The sequence below is a fragment of the Desulfuromonas sp. genome (assembly GCF_002868845.1).
Taxonomy (GTDB): domain Bacteria; phylum Desulfobacterota; class Desulfuromonadia; order Desulfuromonadales; family BM501; genus BM501.
Window position 1 is genome coordinate 186,251 of the sequence record NZ_PKUB01000041.1, and the last position, 20,020, is coordinate 206,270.

At 58.9% G+C, this 20,020-nt stretch carries 20 protein-coding genes; 4 read left to right on the forward strand and 16 right to left on the reverse strand.

Translation table 11 applies throughout. The features are described 5' to 3' along the window. Nucleotides 1-20: 20 nt before the first annotated feature. The 16 genes from atpG to rpmH form a co-directional block, all read right to left on the reverse strand. On the reverse strand, nt 21-887 hold the full coding sequence (gene atpG, locus C0617_RS12585; RefSeq protein ID WP_291317382.1) for an ATP synthase F1 subunit gamma: 867 nt from the start codon (nt 885-887) through the stop codon (nt 21-23). Between the two features lie 24 nt (nt 888-911). After that, nucleotides 912-2,423 carry a F0F1 ATP synthase subunit alpha gene (atpA, locus tag C0617_RS12590; protein WP_291317383.1) on the reverse strand — a complete coding sequence of 504 codons (1,512 nt, stop codon included), beginning with the start codon at nt 2,421-2,423 and terminating at the stop codon, nt 912-914. Nucleotides 2,424-2,432: 9 nt separating this feature from the next. Continuing rightward, nucleotides 2,433-2,975, reverse strand: a complete 543-nt coding sequence (gene atpH / locus C0617_RS12595) for an ATP synthase F1 subunit delta (RefSeq protein ID WP_291317384.1) — start codon at nt 2,973-2,975, stop codon at nt 2,433-2,435. Continuing rightward, nucleotides 2,972-3,556, reverse strand: coding sequence for a F0F1 ATP synthase subunit B (atpF, locus tag C0617_RS12600; protein ID WP_291317385.1), 585 nt, complete (start codon nt 3,554-3,556; stop codon nt 2,972-2,974). The genes atpH and atpF overlap by 4 nt, the downstream gene beginning before the upstream one ends. 23 nt (nt 3,557-3,579) lie before the next feature. Then, nucleotides 3,580-4,005: an ATP synthase F0 subunit B gene (locus C0617_RS12605; protein WP_291317386.1), complete on the reverse strand. Its 426-nt coding sequence runs from the start codon at nt 4,003-4,005 to the stop codon at nt 3,580-3,582. 172 nt (nt 4,006-4,177) lie between these two features. Next, the gene (locus tag C0617_RS12610) at nt 4,178-4,549 is read right to left on the reverse strand and encodes a polymer-forming cytoskeletal protein (protein WP_291317387.1); all 372 of its coding nucleotides are present in this window, start codon (nt 4,547-4,549) and stop codon (nt 4,178-4,180) included. Nucleotides 4,550-4,599: 50 nt separating this feature from the next. After that, entirely contained in the window at nt 4,600-5,451 is an 852-nt protein-coding gene (locus C0617_RS12615; RefSeq protein WP_291317388.1) for a ParB/RepB/Spo0J family partition protein, read from the reverse strand. Nucleotide 5,452: 1 nt separating this feature from the next. Further along, on the reverse strand, nt 5,453-6,220 hold the full coding sequence (locus C0617_RS12620; protein ID WP_291317389.1) for an AAA family ATPase: 768 nt from the start codon (nt 6,218-6,220) through the stop codon (nt 5,453-5,455). A gap of 149 nt (nt 6,221-6,369) precedes the next feature. After that, nucleotides 6,370-7,032 carry a 16S rRNA (guanine(527)-N(7))-methyltransferase RsmG gene (gene rsmG / locus C0617_RS12625; RefSeq protein ID WP_291317390.1) on the reverse strand — a complete coding sequence of 221 codons (663 nt, stop codon included), beginning with the start codon at nt 7,030-7,032 and terminating at the stop codon, nt 6,370-6,372. A 4-nt stretch (nt 7,033-7,036) separates the two neighbouring features. Beyond that, nucleotides 7,037-8,896 carry a tRNA uridine-5-carboxymethylaminomethyl(34) synthesis enzyme MnmG gene (gene mnmG, locus C0617_RS12630; protein ID WP_291317391.1) on the reverse strand — a complete coding sequence of 620 codons (1,860 nt, stop codon included), beginning with the start codon at nt 8,894-8,896 and terminating at the stop codon, nt 7,037-7,039. Between the two features lie 86 nt (nt 8,897-8,982). Then, nucleotides 8,983-10,350: a tRNA uridine-5-carboxymethylaminomethyl(34) synthesis GTPase MnmE gene (mnmE, locus tag C0617_RS12635; protein ID WP_291317392.1), complete on the reverse strand. Its 1,368-nt coding sequence runs from the start codon at nt 10,348-10,350 to the stop codon at nt 8,983-8,985. A 4-nt stretch (nt 10,351-10,354) separates the two neighbouring features. Beyond that, entirely contained in the window at nt 10,355-10,993 is a 639-nt protein-coding gene (gene jag / locus C0617_RS12640; RefSeq protein ID WP_291317393.1) for an RNA-binding cell elongation regulator Jag/EloR, read from the reverse strand. A 19-nt stretch (nt 10,994-11,012) separates the two neighbouring features. Next, nucleotides 11,013-12,617 (reverse strand): membrane protein insertase YidC, encoded by a 1,605-nt coding sequence (gene yidC / locus C0617_RS12645; RefSeq protein WP_291317394.1) that lies wholly within the window; start codon nt 12,615-12,617, stop codon nt 11,013-11,015. A gap of 32 nt (nt 12,618-12,649) precedes the next feature. After that, nucleotides 12,650-12,862 (reverse strand): membrane protein insertion efficiency factor YidD, encoded by a 213-nt coding sequence (gene yidD, locus C0617_RS12650; protein ID WP_291317395.1) that lies wholly within the window; start codon nt 12,860-12,862, stop codon nt 12,650-12,652. After that, nucleotides 12,841-13,221 (reverse strand): ribonuclease P protein component, encoded by a 381-nt coding sequence (gene rnpA, locus C0617_RS17170; protein WP_365889299.1) that lies wholly within the window; start codon nt 13,219-13,221, stop codon nt 12,841-12,843. The genes yidD and rnpA overlap by 22 nt, the downstream gene beginning before the upstream one ends. A gap of 12 nt (nt 13,222-13,233) precedes the next feature. Next, nucleotides 13,234-13,383, reverse strand: coding sequence for a 50S ribosomal protein L34 (rpmH, locus tag C0617_RS12655; RefSeq protein ID WP_291317396.1), 150 nt, complete (start codon nt 13,381-13,383; stop codon nt 13,234-13,236). A 317-nt stretch (nt 13,384-13,700) separates the two neighbouring features. Here rpmH and dnaA point away from each other — a divergent pair, with 317 nt between their 5' ends. The 4 genes from dnaA (at nt 13,701) to gyrB (ending at nt 19,973) form a co-directional block, all read left to right on the forward strand. After that, nucleotides 13,701-15,056 (forward strand): chromosomal replication initiator protein DnaA, encoded by a 1,356-nt coding sequence (gene dnaA / locus C0617_RS12660; protein WP_291317397.1) that lies wholly within the window; start codon nt 13,701-13,703, stop codon nt 15,054-15,056. A 240-nt stretch (nt 15,057-15,296) separates the two neighbouring features. Continuing rightward, nucleotides 15,297-16,415 (forward strand): DNA polymerase III subunit beta, encoded by a 1,119-nt coding sequence (gene dnaN, locus C0617_RS12665; RefSeq protein ID WP_291317398.1) that lies wholly within the window; start codon nt 15,297-15,299, stop codon nt 16,413-16,415. Nucleotides 16,416-16,480: 65 nt separating this feature from the next. Next, on the forward strand, nt 16,481-17,569 hold the full coding sequence (locus tag C0617_RS12670; protein ID WP_291317399.1) for a DNA replication/repair protein RecF: 1,089 nt from the start codon (nt 16,481-16,483) through the stop codon (nt 17,567-17,569). 16 nt (nt 17,570-17,585) lie between these two features. Then, on the forward strand, nt 17,586-19,973 hold the full coding sequence (gyrB, locus tag C0617_RS12675) for a DNA topoisomerase (ATP-hydrolyzing) subunit B (protein ID WP_291317400.1): 2,388 nt from the start codon (nt 17,586-17,588) through the stop codon (nt 19,971-19,973). The last annotated feature ends 47 nt before the right edge of the window (nt 19,974-20,020 follow it).

The window sequence follows — 20,020 nt, forward strand, 5'->3', positions numbered from 1 at the left end:
TGAGTCGTCGTTCTTTTTCTTTATTTGATCGATTCGGCACCGGAGATGATTTCCATCAACTCCTTGGTGATCGCGGCCTGCCGTGCCCGGTTGTACTGCAGGGTCAGCTTGCCGATCATTTCCGTTGCGTTCTTGCTGGCGCTGTCCATGGCGCTCATCCGCGCCCCATGCTCCGATGCCACCGACTCGAGAAGGCCGCGGAAGATCTGCACCTCGACATACTTGGGCAGGATCTGCTCCAGGACAGCCCCGCGGCTCGGCTCGTAGAGGTACCCGACCTGATGCTCACCCTCCTCGACGTCCTGAGGCACGACCGGCAGGAGTTGGGAGAGGGTCACGTCCTGAGAGATGGCGCTGCGGAAGGCATTGTAGAGGATATAGACGGCATCGTACTTTTCGCTGGCGTACCCCTCGACGACCTCCTGCCCGATAAGGGCCCCCGTGCTGTAGGAAATATCGCCGGTGATGTTCTCGTAGACCTTGGCGATGTTCTCCGGGGTGCGGTGCTTGAGGTACTCCTTGCCCTTGCGGCCGATGATCATCACATCGACGGCCTCATAGCCCTCGGGGTTGTCCTTGATGAACTTCTCGGCGGCCTTGGAGACGCTGGCGTTGAAGCCCCCGCAGAGACCGCGATCGCCGGTCATGAGGACCAACAAAGCGCGCCCCTTGCCCCGCTCCTGAAGCAGGGGATGGGCATCGGCCTCCTCCCTCGACGCCAGGCTGGAAAGGACCTCCAGCAGCTTGCCGGCGTAGGGGCGGGCGGCGACTACGGAATCCTGGGCGCGGCGCAACTTGGCCGCGGAAACCATCTTCATCGCCTTGGTGATCTGCTGGGTGTTCTTGACCGAGCCGATCCGCTTTTTTATATCCTTCAGATTTGCCATCTATCTAAACCTTCTGTTTACGGTTTATTCGCAAACGAACTGGCCTTTGAATTCTTCCAGTGCTTCCTTGATGCGCCCTTCGAGCTCATCGTCAATGGCTTTCTTTTCCCCGAGGTCGGCGATGAGATCGGCCTTGCTCGATTCGAGGAAAGCGAGAAGCTCCTGCTCGTAGCGCTGAACGGCCGTAGTCGGGTAGTCGTCGACATAGCCGTTGTTGGCGGCGTAGATGCCGAGGACCTGCTTGGCGACCGGCAGCGGCTTGTACTGACCCTGTTTCAGGATCTCGACCAGGCGGGCGCCGCGGTTGAGCTGTCGCTGGGTGGCGGCGTCGAGGTCGGAACCGAACTGGGCGAAAGCCGCCATCTCGCGGTACTGAGCCAGAGCCAGACGCAGGGTGCCTGCGACCTGCTTCATCGCCTTGACCTGTGCGCTGCCGCCGACGCGGGAGACCGAAAGGCCGACGTTGATGGCCGGGCGGACACCGGAGTTGAACAGGTCGGTCTCCAGGAAGATCTGGCCGTCGGTGATGGAGATGACGTTGGTCGGGATGTAGGCGGAGACGTCACCGGCCTGGGTCTCGATAATCGGCAGAGCGGTCAGGCTGCCGGCACCGAGGCTGTCGTTAACCTTGCAGGCGCGCTCGAGGAGCCGGCTGTGCAGGTAGAAGACGTCGCCGGGGTAAGCCTCGCGCCCCGGGGGACGACGCAGCAGCAGGGAGAGCTGGCGGTAGGAAACGGCCTGCTTGGAGAGATCATCGTAGATAATCAGAGCGTGCTTGCCGTTGTCGCGGAAGAACTCGCCCATCGTGACCCCGGTGTAGGGGGAGATGAACTGCAGCGGCGCCGGGTCGGAGGCGGTGGCGGCGACGACGATGGTGTAGTCCATGGCGTCGTGCTGCTTCAGCTTGTCGACAACCTGGGCGACGGTGGAACGCTTCTGGCCGATGGCGACGTAGATACAGACGACATCCTGGCCTTTCTGATTGATAATGGTGTCGATGGCGACGGCGGTCTTGCCGGTCTGGCGGTCACCGATGATCAGCTCGCGCTGGCCGCGGCCGATGGGGACCATGGCGTCGATCGCCTTGAGGCCGGTCTGCATCGGCTCGTGAACCGACTTACGGGCGACGATTCCGGGCGCCTTGATTTCGACCTGGCTGTAATTATCGGTTTTGATTTCGCCAAGACCGTCGATCGGAATCCCGATTCCGTTGACGACGCGACCCTTCAGGGCCTCGCCGACCGGAACCCGCACGATCTGCTCGGTACGCTTGACGGTGTCGCCTTCCTTGATGTGCTCCGCCTCGCCGAGGATCGCGGCGCCGACATTGTCCTCCTCGAGGTTGAGGACCATGCCCATGACCCCGCCGGGGAATTCCAGGAGCTCGCCGGCCATGGCCTTGTCGAGGCCGTGGATGCGGGCGATACCGTCACCGACGGAGATGATGGTCCCGGTTTCGCTGACCTCCACCTCGCGGCCGAAGTTCTCGATCTGCTTCTTGATGATGGCGCTGATTTCTTCTGCTCTGATTTCCATAGGACCTTATCACCCCTTCTGTAAGGTATCTTCAATCCGCTTCAGCTGAGTTCTTATTGTTCCGTCAAAGACCCTGCCCCCGATCTGGGCCTGCAGGCCGCCGATCAGCGAGGGGTCGATTTCCACCGTCAATTTCACCGTTTTGCCGGTCTGCTTCTCCAGGCCGGAGCCGATTGCGCTGACCTGGCCTTCGGCGAGCTGCGCCGCCGAGGTGATATTGGCGCGCAAGGTCCCCGAGAGTTCGTCGGCCAGGCCGCGAAAATTACCCTCGATCTGGGAAAGGTACTTGAGACGGTCCTTCTCGAGAAGCAACCCGAGGAACTTGACCATTCCGTCCGAGAGCTTGAGGGCGCCCATGATGTCGCCGAGGATGGCCGCCTTCTTCTCCCTGTGGAACGACGGGCTCTCCAGGATCAGGCGAAGCATGTCCTCCGCGGCCAGCACGGAACTGACCTGGACGAGCTCTTCCCCGTACGTCTCCATCATCTTCTGCTCCGACCCGAGTTCGACCAGGGCCTTGGCATATCTCCGGGATATCGCGCTGGTACTCAATGTAACTCTCCCACTTTCTGCATGTATTCATCGACCAAACGGGTCTGATCCTGTTCGGTGATCTTCTTGTTGAGAATCTCCCTGGCAATCTCGATGGCCAGCCGGGCCGCCTCCTGGCGCAGTTCGCCGCTCGCCTTGGACACCTCGAGAGCCGCCGCCTGCTGGGCCTCCGCCTCGATTTTCTTGGCCGTCTCTTTGGCCTCAGCCAGAATCCTGTCCCTCTCGAGCTCACCCTCTCGCTTGATCGAAGCGTAGATGTCATCGATCTCCGACGATGCCTTGGCGAGCTTCTGATCGTACTCGGCGAACTTGGCCTCCGCCGCCTGCTGGGCGACCTTGGCCTCCTGCAGAGACTTTTCGATCCCCTCGCGGCGCCCGGCCAGGCCTTTGCGAATCGGCTTGGTGACGAAATAGGCGAGCAGTCCGAAGGTCACGCCGAAATTCAGGCAGCGGTAGAGAAAGTCCTTGAGCAGGGCCCCGCTGTCGGCGTGGTGCTCCCCGCCCCCTCCTGAAGCCCAGGCGGCCGTAGCCAAACCCGTAACCGCCAGAACCGTGACAATTGCCGTAACATTCCGCTTCATTTTCAAACCTCTGGTCCGCTCCATTAGAGTTTTCTTCCCAGAACCTTGGAGGCGACTTGAGCCGCCAGGGTTTCGCTCTCGCTGCGCAGAGCCTTGCGGGCCCCCTGTGCCTCGGCAGCCACCTTGCTCTTGATGACCTGAAGCTGGTCGGCCGCTTTCTCCCGGGCTGCGCCGATGATCACCGACTCCTCCTTGGCGGCACCCTGACGCAGTTGGGCCCGCTCCCGGCTTCCCTTCTGCTTGGCCTCCTGAAGCTGCGCCTGGTAACGATCCATCTTCTCAGCCACCTGGGCCTCGAGGTCCTTGGCCTTCTGGTAGGACCCGTCCATGGTCTGCTGACGCTGACTCATGATGGCCCGCAGGGGACGATACAGGACGAAGTGGAGAATCGCCATCAATAGGAAGAAATTGAAAAATTGAAGCAACAAGGTCCAGTCGAGATTGATCACTGCAACACCTCTTCGGGGTTCTCCGGGCCGGAGCCGATAAAGAGTATACTGTATACAAAAAATGAATGATTAAAAAAATTGCCCCGCCGGAGGGGCAAAACAGGCAATGCTTACCATGATGCTCAGCGTATTGTCAAGATCTTTTACCATCGTTTCGCTGATTGCCCGTCTTTCAGTCCCCCTCGACCGCGGACGGTTCTTCGCCCGACATATTGAGGGTACCGTTAAAGACGACACCCTCCTCCACGGTCAGGACCGGGGTCTCGATGCTTCCCTCGACCCGAGCCGGGGCCCGCAACTCCACCCGGGTTGCAGCCTTGATGGTCCCCCGAAAACGCCCGCTCAGGACCAGGGTGCCGACCAAGACCTCGGCCTGCAGGTCGGCGCCCTCGCCGACAATGAGGGTGTCCTTTGAAGAGATCTCGCCACGAAAGGTGCCGTCCAGGCGAACGATTTCGTTGAAGACCAGCTTTCCGTCAAATTGACTGCCGGGTCCCAAAAAAGCTTTGATATCGCTCTTTGCGAGGGATGTGTCTTTCTTCATGGGCGCCTTGTCCTTCTTGCTGAACATAAGTGTATGCCGTCTTCGCCGGGTCAGGCGATATTCAGAATCTCCAGGAGCCTGTCCAGGTCCTCGGGGGCATAAAAGGAGATCTCGATCTTCCCCCCCTTCCCCTTCGGATGGATCTTCACCTGGGTTCCGAGGGCCTGCTTGAGTTTTCCGGCCAGGTCAAGGAGTTCCGGGTCAGGCCGTTTCACAGGTTTGGGCTTGGGCACCGATCCGAACTTCTTGATGCGGCGCACCAGAGCCTCGGTTTCGCGAACCGAATATTTCTTCTGGACCACCTGGTCCCGCGCTTCGAGGATATCGTCATCTTCCTCCAGAGCGAGGAGCGCTCGGGCATGCCCCATGGAGAGGCGGGTCTCGATGACGTCCTCCTGGACCGCCCGGGGGAGCCTCAGCAGGCGCAGGGCGTTGGCCACCGTGGACCGTTCCCGGCCCACCCTCCGGGAGACCTCCTCCTGCTTGAGGTCGAAGCTCTCCATCAGGTGTCTATAGGCCTCGGCCTCCTCGATCGCGTTGAGGTCCTCGCGCTGGATGTTCTCGATAAGGGCCATCTCCAGGGCCCAGTCTTCGGAAACGTCCTGGATGACCACCGGGACCTCGCGCAGGCCGGCCTTCTGAGCCGCCCGCCAGCGCCGCTCCCCGGCGATAATCTGGTAGTGGTCCTCCTCACGCCTCACGACCAAAGGCTGGATAACCCCTTTTTCCCTGATCGATGCCGCCAGTTCCGCCATTTTGGCATCGCTGAAGGTTTTCCGGGGCTGCAGGGCGTGAGGGCGTATTTCCTCCACGGGGCAGAGGAAATACTTACGTCCGCCGTCCTGGGTCGCCGAACTGAGCAGGGCGCCGATGCCCTTTCCGAGTGCAGGTCGTTTGGCCATGTCAGTGTCCTGATGTCTGGATGATCTCTTTTGCCAGGTCCAAATAAGCGTTCGAGCCCCGCGAGTTGACATCGTAAAGGAGGACCGGCAGACCGTGACTGGGCGCCTCGGAGAGCCTCACGTTGCGCGGAATCACGGTCTGAAAGACCTGGCCGTCGAAATGACGGCGGATCTCGTCGCTGACCTGATGAGAGAGGTTGTTGCGCCCATCGAACATGGTCAGCAGGATGCCGCAGATACCGAGACGGGGATTGAGCTGCTTCTGGATGAGGCGAATGGTTTTGGTCAACTGGCTCAACCCCTCCATGGCGTAGTACTCGCACTGCAGGGGGATCAGCACCGAATCCGCAGCGGTGAGCGCATTGACGGTCAGCAGGCCGAGGGAGGGGGGGCAATCGATAAGGATGTAATCGTATTCGTCCCGAATCGAACCGAGCACCCCCTGGAGCTTGACCTCTCTTGCGATGGCCGAGACGAGTTCGATCTCGGCGCCGGTCAGGTCAGGGTTGGAGGGAAGAACGTCCAGATGCTCCAGCGCGGTGCGCACCCGGATCTCCCGGGTCTCCACCTCCCCCAGCAGGGCGTGGTAGATGGTCAACTCCTGGGCCCCCTTGTCGATACCGACCCCGCTGCAGGCGTTGGCCTGAGGATCCATGTCGACCAGCAGGGTCCGCTTCTCTGCCGCGGCCAGGGAGGCGGCCAGGTTGACCGCGGTTGTGGTCTTCCCCACCCCCCCTTTTTGATTCGCGACCGCGATGGTCTGGGCCATGCTTTCCTCTCCTTGCGTCCTATTTCGGGGCTCGAAAGATTAACATATCGCCCGCACCCCTGAAAAGCAAAAAGCTCGCAAAACCCGAGCCTTTTCAGTCAAATAGCACATATTGGGGATACAGCCCACCCCCACCCCACATCTTGGGTCTAGGGACGGGAGATCGACTCCTCCATCACCACCAGGGTGCGCTCCGCACCCGAGGCGGGCAACCGGAACCGCTCCAGGGACGAGCACCGCAGCCCCAAAGCCTCCAGGCGGAAAAGATCTTCTCCCAACTCCCTCTCACCTTCGCTCCCCTTCATGGCCACGATCCGCCCCCCGGAGGCCAAAAAGGGCCTGGCCAGTCGGGCAAAATCCCCCAGGGACGCAAAGGCCCTGGAGACCACCAGGTCGAAACCGGCCGCCCGCCCCGCCTGCCCGGCCAACCCTTCGACCCTGGCATGCAGGGGCTCGAATCCGGAGAGGCCGAGACTGCGCACCACATGACGCTGGAAGGAGACCTTCTTGCCCACAGCATCCACCGAAACCACTTTCAACCCCCGCAGGGCGAGCTTTACGGGGAGGCTCGGAAAACCGCCTCCGGATCCTATGTCGAGAAGGCGTTCGGTCCCCTCCAGCAGGGGCACCAGGGACAGGGAATCGACCAAGTGTTTTTCAAGGGCATCGAGGGGGTCGGTGATGGCGGTGAGATTAATGCGCCGGTTCCAGCGCAGCAATTCGTCCAATAGCCAGAGCATGGGATCGAGGGCCTCCCCGGGCACCTCGATCCGCAGCCGATCCAACTGCCCGATCAACACTTCCCTGTGCACGGCATCACCCCTTGCGCAGCAGAACAGCCAAAATAGCCACCGCCGCAGGGGTAACCCCGGGAATCATGGAGGCCTGCCCCAGGGTCAAGGGCCGCACCTGTTTGAGCTTCTCCAAAACCTCCATGGAGAGACCCCCGACGGTGTCGTAGTCGAAATCGGGGGAAATCTTCACCATCTCGGTCTTGCGGAACCGCTCCACCTGCTCGAGCTGCCGCCGGATATAGCCAGCGTACTTCGTAGAGATCTCCAACTGCTCGAGAACCTCGCCCCCCAGCGCCGCAAGCCCCTCGTCCAGAAAGAGCAGGTCGTCGACTCCGATTTCGGGCCGTCGCAGCAACTCCTCCAGGGAGGCCCCGTTTTTGAGGTCGCTGATGCCGAGGCGCTCCAGCGTATCGACGGCCGAGGGAGCCACCCGGGCCGATCCGAGCCGCCCCCTGCCCCTCTCCACCCCGTCCATCTTCGCGGCGAAACGCTCCCAACGCTCATCATTGACCAGTCCGACCCTCCGGCCCAACCCGGTAAGGCGCTGGTCGGCATTGTCCTCCCTCAACAGAAGGCGATATTCGGCGCGGGACGTGAACATCCGGTAGGGCTCCGACGTCCCGAGGTTCACCAGGTCGTCGATAAGGACCCCGACATACCCCTCGTCCCGCCCGACCACCAGGGGCTCCATGTCGCGAACCCGGCAGGCGGCGTTGACCCCCGCCACCAAGCCCTGGGCCGCCGCCTCTTCATAACCGGAGGTCCCGTTGATCTGACCGGCGTGGTAAAGTCCGGCGATAGCCTTGGTCTCCAGGGTCGGGCAAAGCTGCACCGGGTCGACGTAATCGTACTCGATGGCGTAGCCCGGCCGCATGATCTCCACCCGTTCGAGGCCGGGAATGGTCCGCAGGAAGGCCAACTGGACATCCGGGGGCAGGGAGGTGGAGACCCCGTTGGGATAAACCTCGGCGGTTTCCAGCCCCTCCGGCTCGAGAAAGATCTGGTGCTGCTCCTTCTCCGGGAAGCGGACAACCTTGTCCTCGATGGAGGGGCAGTAGCGGGGACCCACCCCCTCGATGACCCCACTGTAAAGGGGCGAGCGGTCGAGACCGCCAAGAATGATTTCGTGGGTGCGGGGATTGGTATAGGTGATATGGCAGGGAACCTGCTTCCGGTCCAGGGGCCCCGCGAGAAAAGAGAAGGGCCTGGGAGGATCGTCCCCGTACTGGGGCTCCAGCACCGAGAAGTCGATAGAGTGGCTATCGAGGCGCGCCGGGGTTCCCGTCTTGAGACGGCCCACCCGCAACCCGAGGGATGCCAACTGCTCCGAAAGCCCTTCGGAAGACGGCTCCCCCGCCCTTCCCCCGGAATAACTAGAAAGCCCAACATGAATGAGCCCGCGCAGAAAAGTCCCCGTGGTCAACACGACGGTCCGACCGCGGAAGACGATCCCCTCACGGGTCTCCACCCCGCACACCCGGCTGCCGTCGACCAGAAGCCTGGCCACCACCCCCTGCTTGAGATCGAGCCCGCCCTGAGCCTCAACCACCCCCTTCATGCGGGCTCCGTAGAGGCGGCGGTCGGCCTGCGCCCGGGAAGCGCGCACGGCCGGACCCTTCTTGGTGTTCAAGGTGCGAAACTGAATCCCCGTTGCGTCGATATTGTGGGCCATCTCGCCGCCGAGCGCATCGATCTCCCTGACCAAATGTCCCTTGGCCAGGCCGCCGATGGCCGGATTGCACGACATCTGGGCGACCGCGTCGAGACTAAGGTTGAGCAGCAGAGTCCGACACCCCATGCGGGCCGCAGCCAGGGCAGCCTCGCACCCCGCATGGCCGGCTCCAACCACAATGACACAATAAGATTTACCGTAGGTTGACATTTTCCGATCCGCCCAAATCGAAGACCACCACTGCGCCCCGCCCCCGCCAAACAGAAACGAGGAACTGTTCCACGTGAAACATCGCCCTACTTGCCAATACAGAACCGGGTAAAGATCCGCTCCAGGATTTCGTCGGGTGCGGTCTCGCCGGTGATTTCACCGAGAGCGTCCAGGGTCTCGTGTAAATCGAGGGCAAGAAACTCGGGGGAAGAGTTCCCCGTCAGCCCCGCCCTAAAAACACCGAGGCACTGGCTTGCCCGGAGAAGCGCCTCCCGGTGCCGGCGATCGCTCAGAAGGGTCGTCTCGCGCCCCTCGGTGCCGCCATCGCCCCCGAATCGTCCGGCCACGGTCTCTTCGAGTTTTGCGATCCCCTCACCCGAACGGACCGAAACGGTCACCCGAGGGAGATCCAAAAATGCCTCCGGGAGCGGGACCTGGGGAAGGTCCCCCTTGTTGACCACGAGAAGAACCTGGGCATCTCGGCAGGCCTGGAGCGCAAGACGGTCTTCGTCCCCGACCTGCCGACTGCCGTCGACAACGAGGAGAACCAGGTCTGCACTCGCCACCTTGTCCCGGGCCCGCCTGACCCCCTCGGCTTCGACGGGGTCGGTGGTGCTGCGGACCCCGGCGGTGTCGACCAGCCGAAGGGGGAGGCCGTGCAGAACAAGACTTTCCTCGAGGGTGTCCCTCGTGGTTCCGGGGATGTCCGTAACGATGGCCCGGGCCTCCCCGAGAAGAACGTTCATCAGAGAACTCTTGCCGACATTGGGGCGGCCGAGAATGAGGACCGCCAACCCCTCCCGCAAGACCCTGCCGGACTCAAAAGTCGCCAGGAGTCGATCCATCTCATCCTGAAGGTGCCGGGCCCCCTTCTCCAGACGATCGAACCCGGCCGGCTGAATGTCTTCTTCGGGAAAGTCGATATGGGCCTCGACTTCGGCGAGAAAATCGGCGGTCCGCTCCCGGAAGCCATGAATGGCACGCGAAAGGCGGCCCTCCATTTGCCCAAGAGCAACATGGGAGGCCGCCTCGGAACGGGCTCGTATCAATTCGACCACCGCCTCGGCCTGGGCGAGGTCGATCCGCCCGTTGAGGAAGGCCCTCAGGGTGAACTCCCCGGGGCGGGCGATCCGGGCCCCGCCCTCGACCAGCAGGTCGAGAATCCGCCTCATGACCACGGGCCCGCCGTGGCAATGGATTTCCGCCACGTCTTCCCGGGTGTAGGAGCGGGGTTTGCGCATCAGTACGGCCATCACCTCATCGACGACCGAGCCTTCGGACTCCTGAACAAAACCATGGTAAAGACGGTGCGACTCCAGGGATCCGATATCTGCCGTCGGGCGGAAAATCTTTTTCAGCAGGCCTTCGGCGGCCTCCCCGGACAGGCGGACAATCCCCACCCCGCCTTCCCCAGTCGGGGTTGCGGGAGCGACAATGGTGTGTTCGCGATCCATCGCCTTAATCCTTCCGCCGGGCGAGAATCATTTTGCGCTCGGGACCGGGCCCAATGGAGCGGACCTCGATCCCGGGCTCTTCCCTGACCAGCCGATGTACGATCTCCCGCTCCCCCGCGGGCATGGGACGAAGGGTGGCCGGGCGCCCGGACCGCCGGACCTGCCCGACCAGGCGCCGAACGAGGCGAGCAATGGAAACCGCCCGCCGCTTCCGGTATCCTTCGGCATCGAGGGTGATTCTGGTGCGCTCGGGAACGACCCGATCCGTCAGGGTCGATACGAGGGACTGGAGGGCATCGAGGGTCTGTCCATGCCGCCCGATGACCAGGCGGGTATCCTCGCCGGAAATGAGCAGTTCGATCCCCTCCCCCACCCCCTCCACATGGACACTGGCCTGTAGGCCGGCCAGCAGAAGAAGATGTTCGGTCACCCTCCGGGCGATACAGGACGCGTCGACAAGGCGAATTCGAGCCCTGGCCGGACGCACCCCGAAGAGGCCGAAAACCCCCCGGGAGGGAGCCTGCAGTACGTCGACAACGACCTCGGCCCGACTGCACCCAAACTTCTCGAGCCCCATCTCGACCGCTGAGTCGAGACAGGGAGCGCTCGTTTCGATTTCCAGAAGGTCCTTAACCCGTCTCATGGCACGGCAATAAACGCTCTCAGGCCTTGCGGTGAATCATCACCTGCTGGGCGATAGTGAGCAGGTTGTTGACCAGCCAGTAAAGAACCAAACCTGCGGGAAAATTGAGAAACAGAAAAGTAAAGACGACCGGCATGAGCATGAACATCTTGGCCTGGGTGGGGTCCATGCTGCTGGGTGTCATCTTCTGCTGGATGAACATGGTCGCCCCCATGATGATGGGAGTGATGTAGTAGGGGTCCTTGACCGAGAGGTCAGTGATCCAGAGTGCAAAAGGAGCGTGGCGCAGTTCTATCGTCCCCAGCAAAACCTTGTAGAGGGCAAAAAAGACGGGGATCTGAATCAGCATGGGAAGACACCCGCCGAGAGGGTTGACCCGGTGTTCTTTGTATAGACCCATGATCTCACGGTTGAGCCTATCCCGGTCATTCTTGAATTTTTCCCTGATCTTCTGCATCTGGGGCTGCAGTTTCTGCATTTCCTTCATCGAGGTGTAGCTCTTCTGGGTCAGGGGCCAGAAGAGCATCTTGATGATCACGGTCAGCAGGATAATGGAAACCCCGTAGTTGCCGAAAAAGGAATAGAAGAATTTGAGGACGGTATGCAGGGGCCGTGCGATGACTCCGAAGAAACCGAAATCTATGGCCAGAGCCAATTGGTGACCCACCTCTTTGAGGATTGCCACGTCCCGGGGCCCGAAGTAGATCAGGTACTCGAAGGACCCGACCTCTCCCGCCTGCAGGGTGCGCCGGGGAGTTTCCAAAATATTTTCGACGGCATCGGCTGTTTTCTGGATGCGCACTCCCTGGGCCCCATCGCCCAGTGGAACGGCCGCGCTCATGAAATACTTGGTTTCAAAACCGGTCCAGACCAGATCTTTTCCGTAGGAGACGGCCCCGTCCTCCTCGAGATCCTCGACATCGTCGGTGTGGATCTCCTCGCCGACCAGGGTCGCGGGGCCGACGAAGTCGTAGTGGGAACCCTTGAGGGATTCCTCCCAAGGCTGCACCATGGAAAGAGCCACCCCTCCGCTCAGGATCTGCCCGGTGCCGTTGGTCATCCGCACCTGCAGGTCAATCTGGAAACGATCACCGTAAAAGGTGTAGATCTTCTCCGCCTTCAAACCGCCCGGTGTGACAGTGGAAAAGACAACCTGACGGCTGTCCTGCCCGGAAAGACGAATCTGGGTCTCAGCCGAGGACAAGGCATAATTGGCCTCTGAAGAGAGAGAAAATCCCTCGGTCCCCGCGGTGCGCAGGGTAGCGCTGTCGAGGGAGGGTGCGTCGATCAGGCTGATAGGGGGTGAGTCGGTATCAGCGCTGGCACGAAAACCGACCAGGGCAAGGCTCTTCAGGCGAGCGCCGCTACTGGTGAAGATGGCCAGGTAGTGATCGGTCTCCACGACCAGTTCCCGCTCCGGGTGGACTGCTCCGGCGTCTTCAAAGCCGACCGGAGAGGCGACGGGATTGACCGGTGCCGCAACCGCCTCCGTTTCAACGGCGGCGCGCTGCTCCTGGGCTGGGGCAAGTGGTGCCTGGGGCTTTTCTGCAGGAAAGAGAACGGAAAAGCCGACCCATACGGCCAGCATGAGAACAAGGGCGATGATTGTATTCTTATTTTCCATGGGAAAGGACTCCGGACGGCGGGATAGCAAGGTCACTTGACAGGATCATACCCCCCCGGATGAAAGGGATGGCAGCGACCGAGCCGCCGCAGGGTAAGCCATGACCCTTTAGTAACTCCGTACTTGCCAATAGCCTGCAAAGCGTAAGAGGAACAGGATGGATAAAAACGGCAGTTCGGCAGCGTCAGAGGGGAGAGGAAGCGCTGGTAGAAATGAATGAGGCCTAGGATAAATCTTTTGAGCATGGCGTCTTGGTTGCCGTTCGGTCTATAAGGACCCTCAGCTCTTCGCACACCGCTTTATATTCAACCCTAGAGGCGCCCCTTTTGGCGATGATGGAGAGGTCCAAGGACGGCGGAAGGTGATCGTAGTGAATCCGGAAATATTCCCGGAGAAGCCTCTTGACCCTATTACGCACTACGGCCCCACCAACTTTTTTGCTGACCGTCACGCCAAGCCTGGTGGGACCGCTTTCCCTCTCCTGCATCACGATGATGAAATGACGGGTATGATGCTTTTTCCCTTTGCTCCAAACCCGAAGGAACTCGCGCCGACGAAGCAATCGAAGTCGGGAAGAAAAGGTCTGCCCCACCCTCGACAACACCGGAATATCGATTTACTTGGTGGGAATGGTGACGACCAGGTTTTTGCGCCCCCTGGACCGGCGCCGTCTGATGACGGCCTGCCCGGTTTTGCTCTGCATCCGCTTCCGAAAACCGTGAGTCCTTTTCCTTTTGATTCTACTGGGCTGATAAGTTCTTTTCATCTTCTTGCTACTCCCTATGGTATATTGCTAAACGATTTCTGGCGAAAAGAACAATTAATCACATTTACAGCCTTATGTCAAGACAAAACCTTGCCGGCCAAACCGGCTCGAGGGAGATTGCCGACAAATAAATGTGTTGCAAATACACGACGCCTTTGGTAGCTTACGGTGAGGTTACCGCCGTCATTTCATGATGGTCTACTCAACCCCCCGGAAACTTGGTATTTTTTTGCTATTCACAGTTGTTGATAAAACTGTGGATATTTTCTTTTTTCACCCCTTTTACAGCCCCCTTGGGCGACCCCACTAGACGGTCCATGAACAGACTCTGGCGCGAAACATTGGTTCACCTGGAACAGACCATGAGTCCCCAGAACTTTACCACCTGGATCAAGCCGATCCGTTTCGTCGGCGTTGAAAAGGATCTGGTCCGGCTGGAGGTACCCAACCGTTTTGTCCTGGACTGGATCAGGGAAAACTACAGCCTCGTCATCCGGGAAACCCTTTCCCAGACCGGGGCCGTCTCTTACCGCATCCAGATTGACATCACCCCCCATTCCCAGGCAGCGACCTCCGATGGCGATGAAGAAAAGTCACCTGCCCGCCCCTCCCTCAACGAAAACAAAGAAATTCTGACCCAAACGTGGAACGGGGCCTACAATCTCAACGAAAAATATACATTCGAGTCCTTGGTATCCGGATCGTCCAATCAGTTTGCCTTCGCCGCAGCCATGGCGGTGGCCAATAACCCGGCCACCACATACAATCCCCTTTTCATATACGGAGGGGTCGGTCTCGGCAAGACCCACCTCATCAACGCCGTAGGCAATGCCATTCTCAAGAAAAACCCACGCATGAGGGTCTGTTACTACACCTCCGAGAAGTTCATGAATGAACTGATCAACTCCTTGCGCTACGCCAAGATGGACGAGTTCCGAAACAAGTTCCGGTCCATGGACGTTCTGCTTATCGACGATGTCCAATTCATCGCCGGCAAGGAACGCACCCAGGAGGAGTTTTTTCACACCTTCAACGCTCTTTACGAATCCCACAAGCAGATCGTCGTGACTTCGGACAAGTTTCCCAAGGAAATGCCCGGTCTCGAAGAGCGGCTTCGATCACGTTTCGAATGGGGCTTGATTGCCGACATCCAGGCCCCCGACGTCGAGACGAAACAGGCCATCCTCAAAATGAAGGCTGAGCAGAACAGCATTCATCTTCCCGAGGAAGTGACCCTGTTCCTCGCCAATTCAGTCAGCAGCAACGTTCGCGAACTGGAAGGCTACCTTATCCGTATCGGTGCTTACGCGAGCCTGACCTCGACTCCTGTCTCTTTAGAGATGGCCAAAAACGTGCTCAAGGATATCCTGGTAGAAAAAAACCGGGAAATTTCAATAGATGACATCCAGAAAACTGTCGCCTCGCACTTCAATATCAAGGTATCTGATCTGCGCTCCTCGAAGAGGCTCAAAGCCCTGGTTCTTCCCCGCCAGATCGCGATGTACATTTCACGGCAGCTGACTTCATGCTCCTACCCGGAGATCGGCAACCGCTTCGGTGGCAAGGACCATTCCACGATCATTCACGCCATAAAAAAAATAGAAAACAACATGAAAGAGGATTTTCAACTTCGCTCGACCATTAATACCCTTAAAAATTCCATGTCCCAATAAAAAGCCTTCGCCCTGTGGGTTGGCAGGGGGACAGGATTGGGGACAGAATGGCCAAAAGGGGTTATCCACAAAATGACCGTTTTCGCCCCTGCTGGGCACACAATATTCTCCACAGGCCCAAGCCCCCTAAACATGGGCCTGAGAGAAGGGTATTCACAAATTCACAGCCATTTACTACTATCGACTATCTTTAAAAACAATCTTTATTAAATAATAGATCCCTGTGTAAAGGAGGCCTCCATGCAATTTAAAATCGAAAAAGAGGTTTTTCTCAAGGGGCTGGGCCGCGTTCAGGGAATCGTCGAAAAACGCAATACCATCCCCATCCTCTCCAACGTCCTTATCGAAGCCGGCGAGGGAGAAATTTACCTGACCGCTACAGACCTGGAAGTCGGCATGCGTGCCTCTTTTCCGGCTACGGTCACCACTCCGGGAAAAGTGACCGTTTCGGCGAAAAAGATCTACGAGATCATCAAAGAACTTCCCGAGAAGGAAATATCCTTTACCGCCAAGGAGAACTGCTGGATCGAAATCCGTTGCGGCAAAGCCCTTTTCAACATCGTCGGGCTTTCTGCCGACGAATTCCCCTATTTTCCTCAACCGGAAAAAGAGCTTTTCATCCGGATGGAAAGCCCTCTTCTGAAAGAAATAATCGACAAGACCGCTTTCTCCATGTCGACAGACGAAAAAAAATACAACCTCAACGGCATCTATTTTCGTCTTCAGGATGAAGAGGAAAACCGGGTTCTTTCCCTGGTGGCCACCGACGGCCACCGCCTGGCCCTGATTCGGAAAAAAATGGAGGCCATTGCCATTCCGGAACTCCAGAAGGGCGTCATCTTTCCCCGCAAGGGCATTCTCGAGCTGAAAAAAATAGCCGAGGAGGGGGACAGCGACGTACAGATCGGTTTCATGGAAAACAACGCTATCGTCAAGAAGGACCAGACGATCGTTGTCATGCGCCTTGTTGACGGAGAGTTTCCCGACTTCAACCGGGTCATTCCCCAGAATAACGACATTTCTCTGCTCATTCCCCGGGACCCTTTTCTTCACGCTCTGCGCCGCATGTCGATTCTCACCAGCGATAAATCACGGGGTGTCAAGGTCGCCTTCAAGGCGGGACTCCTTGAAATTTCCTCCTCCAATCCGGAATTCGGTGATTCCCGGGAAGACCTTGAAATCGATTATTCGGGGCAGGAACTCTCTATCGGTTTTAACGCTCGTTACCTGATCGATATTTTGCAGTCCCTCGAAGAAGACAAAATCAAGTTGAACGTCAAGGACAATTTGTCGCCCGGCCTGGTAACTCCCTCGGAAGGAGACGATTTTCTGGCTGTGGTCATGCCGATGCGATTGTAGACCCTTATCCAAACACCAGCGAAAAAGGCCTTTAAAAGAGGCTTTTTCCATGAGAGGGTTGTGCCATGCTGCTAAGCAGAGTGGCCTGGCGGGACTTTCGAAACATCGGTCAGGCCACTATCGAGCCTGACCCGGGATTGAATGTGCTCTGGGGAGACAATGCCCAGGGAAAAACCAATCTTCTGGAGGGAATCCACCTTCTTGGAAATCTTAAAAGTTTTCGGCAAGGGCCCAACGAGGCGATAGTTCGCCACGGATCCGAGCGGGCCACGGTCGGGGCGGAACTCAGCTTTCGCGGGGTACAACGCTCCATCGATCTCACTATCGACGGACGGGGCAAGACCACCCGGGTCGACCGCAAAACGGTTCGCACAGCGAAAGATTTTCTCGGGGTCCTTAAAACGGTGCTTTTTTCCCCGGAGGAGGTTAATCTCGTCAAGGGGTATCCTGGAGGTCGCAGGTCCCTGGTCGATCGGGCTGTTTTTCAGATCGATCCGTCCTTTCTTGAAAGGGCTCAGGATTACAGCCGCTGCCTGAAGCAGCGCAACCGGCTTCTCAAAAACGGGTGTTCCCAGGCAGAGCTCGATTCCTGGACCGAGGAACTTGTACGGACCGGGGCCCGCATCCGGCAGGACCGCTACCTTTACCTGGCCGGATTGAGACCTTTGCTGGAGGAAGCCTATCTCAATCTGACCGGCAACAAGGAAAGAGCCAACCTGCTCTATCCCGCCGGAAACGACGACGAGCAGGCGCTTTGTGAAACGTTAAAGCGCAGACTGGAGCGGGATTCGGAACGGGAGCGTCAGCTGCGTCAGACCCTGAGCGGTCCTCACCGGGACGATTTCGATTTTATGGTAAATGGCTTGTCCTTGCGGCTGTACGGTTCCCAGGGGCAGCAGAGATCTTTCATGCTGGCTTTTAAAACCGCCCAGATCATGGACCTGGAGGCCAAACTTGGTGAAGCTCCGGTCTTGCTGCTGGACGACATGACCGGCGAACTCGACCGGCAGCGTCAGGGATTTTTCTTTCGATTCCTGCTCGGCCGCCGGGGACAGGTGTTCGTCACTACCACCGATATCCAGCCTTTGTTGAACGAGGGACTCGATCATGCCCGGTTTTTCCGGGTGGTGGGCGGCTCCCTTGAGACAGAATGACACGAACGAGGTTTCTATGACCCAGAAGAATGTCAGCGAATACGGCGCGGAAAGCATCAAGGTTCTCGAAGGGCTCTCCGCTGTCCGCAAGCGTCCGGCCATGTACATCGGCTCCACTGCGGTGCAGGGCCTGCATCACCTGGTCTACGAGGTGGTCGACAACTCCATCGACGAAGCGCTTGCCGGCCATTGCGACGAGGTCAAGGTCATCATCCATGTCGACAATTCGGTCACCGTGGTCGACAACGGCCGCGGCATACCCGTCGATATGCACCCGACCCAGAAGAAGCCGGCCGCAGAAGTTGTCATGACCGTACTGCATGCCGGCGGAAAATTCGACAGCGACAGCTACAAGGTCTCCGGCGGCCTGCACGGCGTCGGCATCTCGGTGGTCAACGCCCTGTCGAGTCGACTGGAAATGGAGATCCGCCGGGACGGCAAGATTTACCGGCAGAATTACGAACGCGGCGTACCGACCGGCGAGCTGGTACAGGACGGCACGACTAAACGGCGCGGCACCCGCATCCTGTTCTGGCCCGATCCTGATATTTTCGAAACAACCGAATTTTCCTTCGAAACCTTGTCACAGCGGATCCGCGAACTGGCTTTTCTCAATGCCGGGGTCAAAATAAACATTGTCGATGAGCGGACCGACAAGAGCCATGAGTTCCATTACGAGGGAGGCATTGTCTCGTTCGTCGAATACATCAACCGGGCCAAGAACTCTCTGCATCCCAAGCCGATCTTCTTCAGCGGCTCCAAAGAAGGCGTCGATATCGAAATAGCCATCCAGTACAACGATGCCTACGACGAGAAAATATTCGCCTTCGCCAACAACATCAATACTCACGAGGGCGGCACCCACCTGGTCGGTTTCAAGTCGGCGCTGACGCGCACCATGAACTCCTATGCCACGGCCAACAACCTGCTGAAGAACGTCAAGACATCGATCTCCGGCGACGACCTGCGCGAGGGAATGGCGGCGGTCATCTCGGTCAAGGTTCCCGATCCGCAGTTCGAGGGCCAGACCAAGACCAAACTCGGCAATTCCGAGATCAAGGGATATGTCGAGACCCTGATGAACGAGAAACTGGCGGAATACCTCGAGGAAAACCCGGCTGTGGCACGCAAGATCCTGGAGAAGGGGATCGACGCCGCCCGGGCCCGCGAGGCCGCTCGCAAGGCCCGCGATCTGACCCGCCGCAAAGGCGCCCTCGATGGGCTGGCCCTGCCTGGCAAGCTGGCCGATTGCCAGGAGAAGGACCCGGCGTTGTGCGAACTCTACCTGGTCGAGGGCGACTCGGCCGGCGGCAGCGCCAAACAAGGACGCGAACGGCGCTATCAGGCGATTCTGCCCCTCAAGGGGAAGATCCTCAATGTCGAGAAGGCGCGTTTCGACAAGATGATCACCTCCAACGAAATACGCACCCTGATCACGGCGATGGGCACCAGCATCGGTAAAGATGATTTCGACCTGAGCAAGCTGCGCTACCATCGCATCATCATCATGACCGACGCCGACGTCGACGGTTCGCATATCCGGACCCTGCTGTTGACCTTCTTCTTCCGGCAGATGCCGGAACTGGTCGAACGCGGTCATCTTTATATCGCCCAGCCGCCGCTTTACAAGGTCAAGCGCGGCAAGAAGGAGCTCTACCTGAAGGACGAGGACGCTCTGCGCGAATACCTGCTCGACGAAGGCGTCGAGGGGATGACCGTGAAGATGGAGAAGAGCGGCAAGGTGCTTCGAGGCAAGCAGATCATCCCGACTTTGCGCAACATCCTCGAGTACAACGAGCATTTCGGCAAGATGGTGCACAAGGGAATCAACCCCGAGGTTCTCAAGGTCTTCGTGCATGGAAAGTTGCAGAACGGTTTTGCCGACCTGGTCGATCTCGAACCGCTGGCCGCAAAGTTGCGCCAAGTCGCTCCGGACGTCGAGTTCCAGGTGTTCAATGATCCCCCGAGAATCCTCTACAACAACGGCAGCCTGCGCTCCTACATCGACCATAAGGTGCTCGAGAGCCTGTCGATGTACGAGTACAAGTTGCTGCTGCAGTCCTACAAGCAAGTCGAGGAAATCTGCCTGAGCGAGAATGCGCTGATAAGCAAGGAAGGGCAGGAGGAAACGGTGGTAAGCGACCGCCAGGAGCTGCTCGACTACTTCTTCGCCCGGGCCAAGAAGGGTCAGTACATCCAGCGTTACAAGGGGCTGGGCGAGATGAATCAGGAGCAGCTTTGGGAGACCACCATGGACCCGGAAAAACGGGTGCTGCTTCAGGTCAAGGTCGAGGACACCTACGAGGCGGAACAGATCTTCACCGTGCTGATGGGAGACCAGGTCGAGCCGCGGCGTGAATTCATTGAAACCAACGCCCTGAACGTATCGAATCTGGATGTTTAATTCTGAAGTGGGAAGCGGGAAACGCCACGCTTCGCGCCTCTGATTTT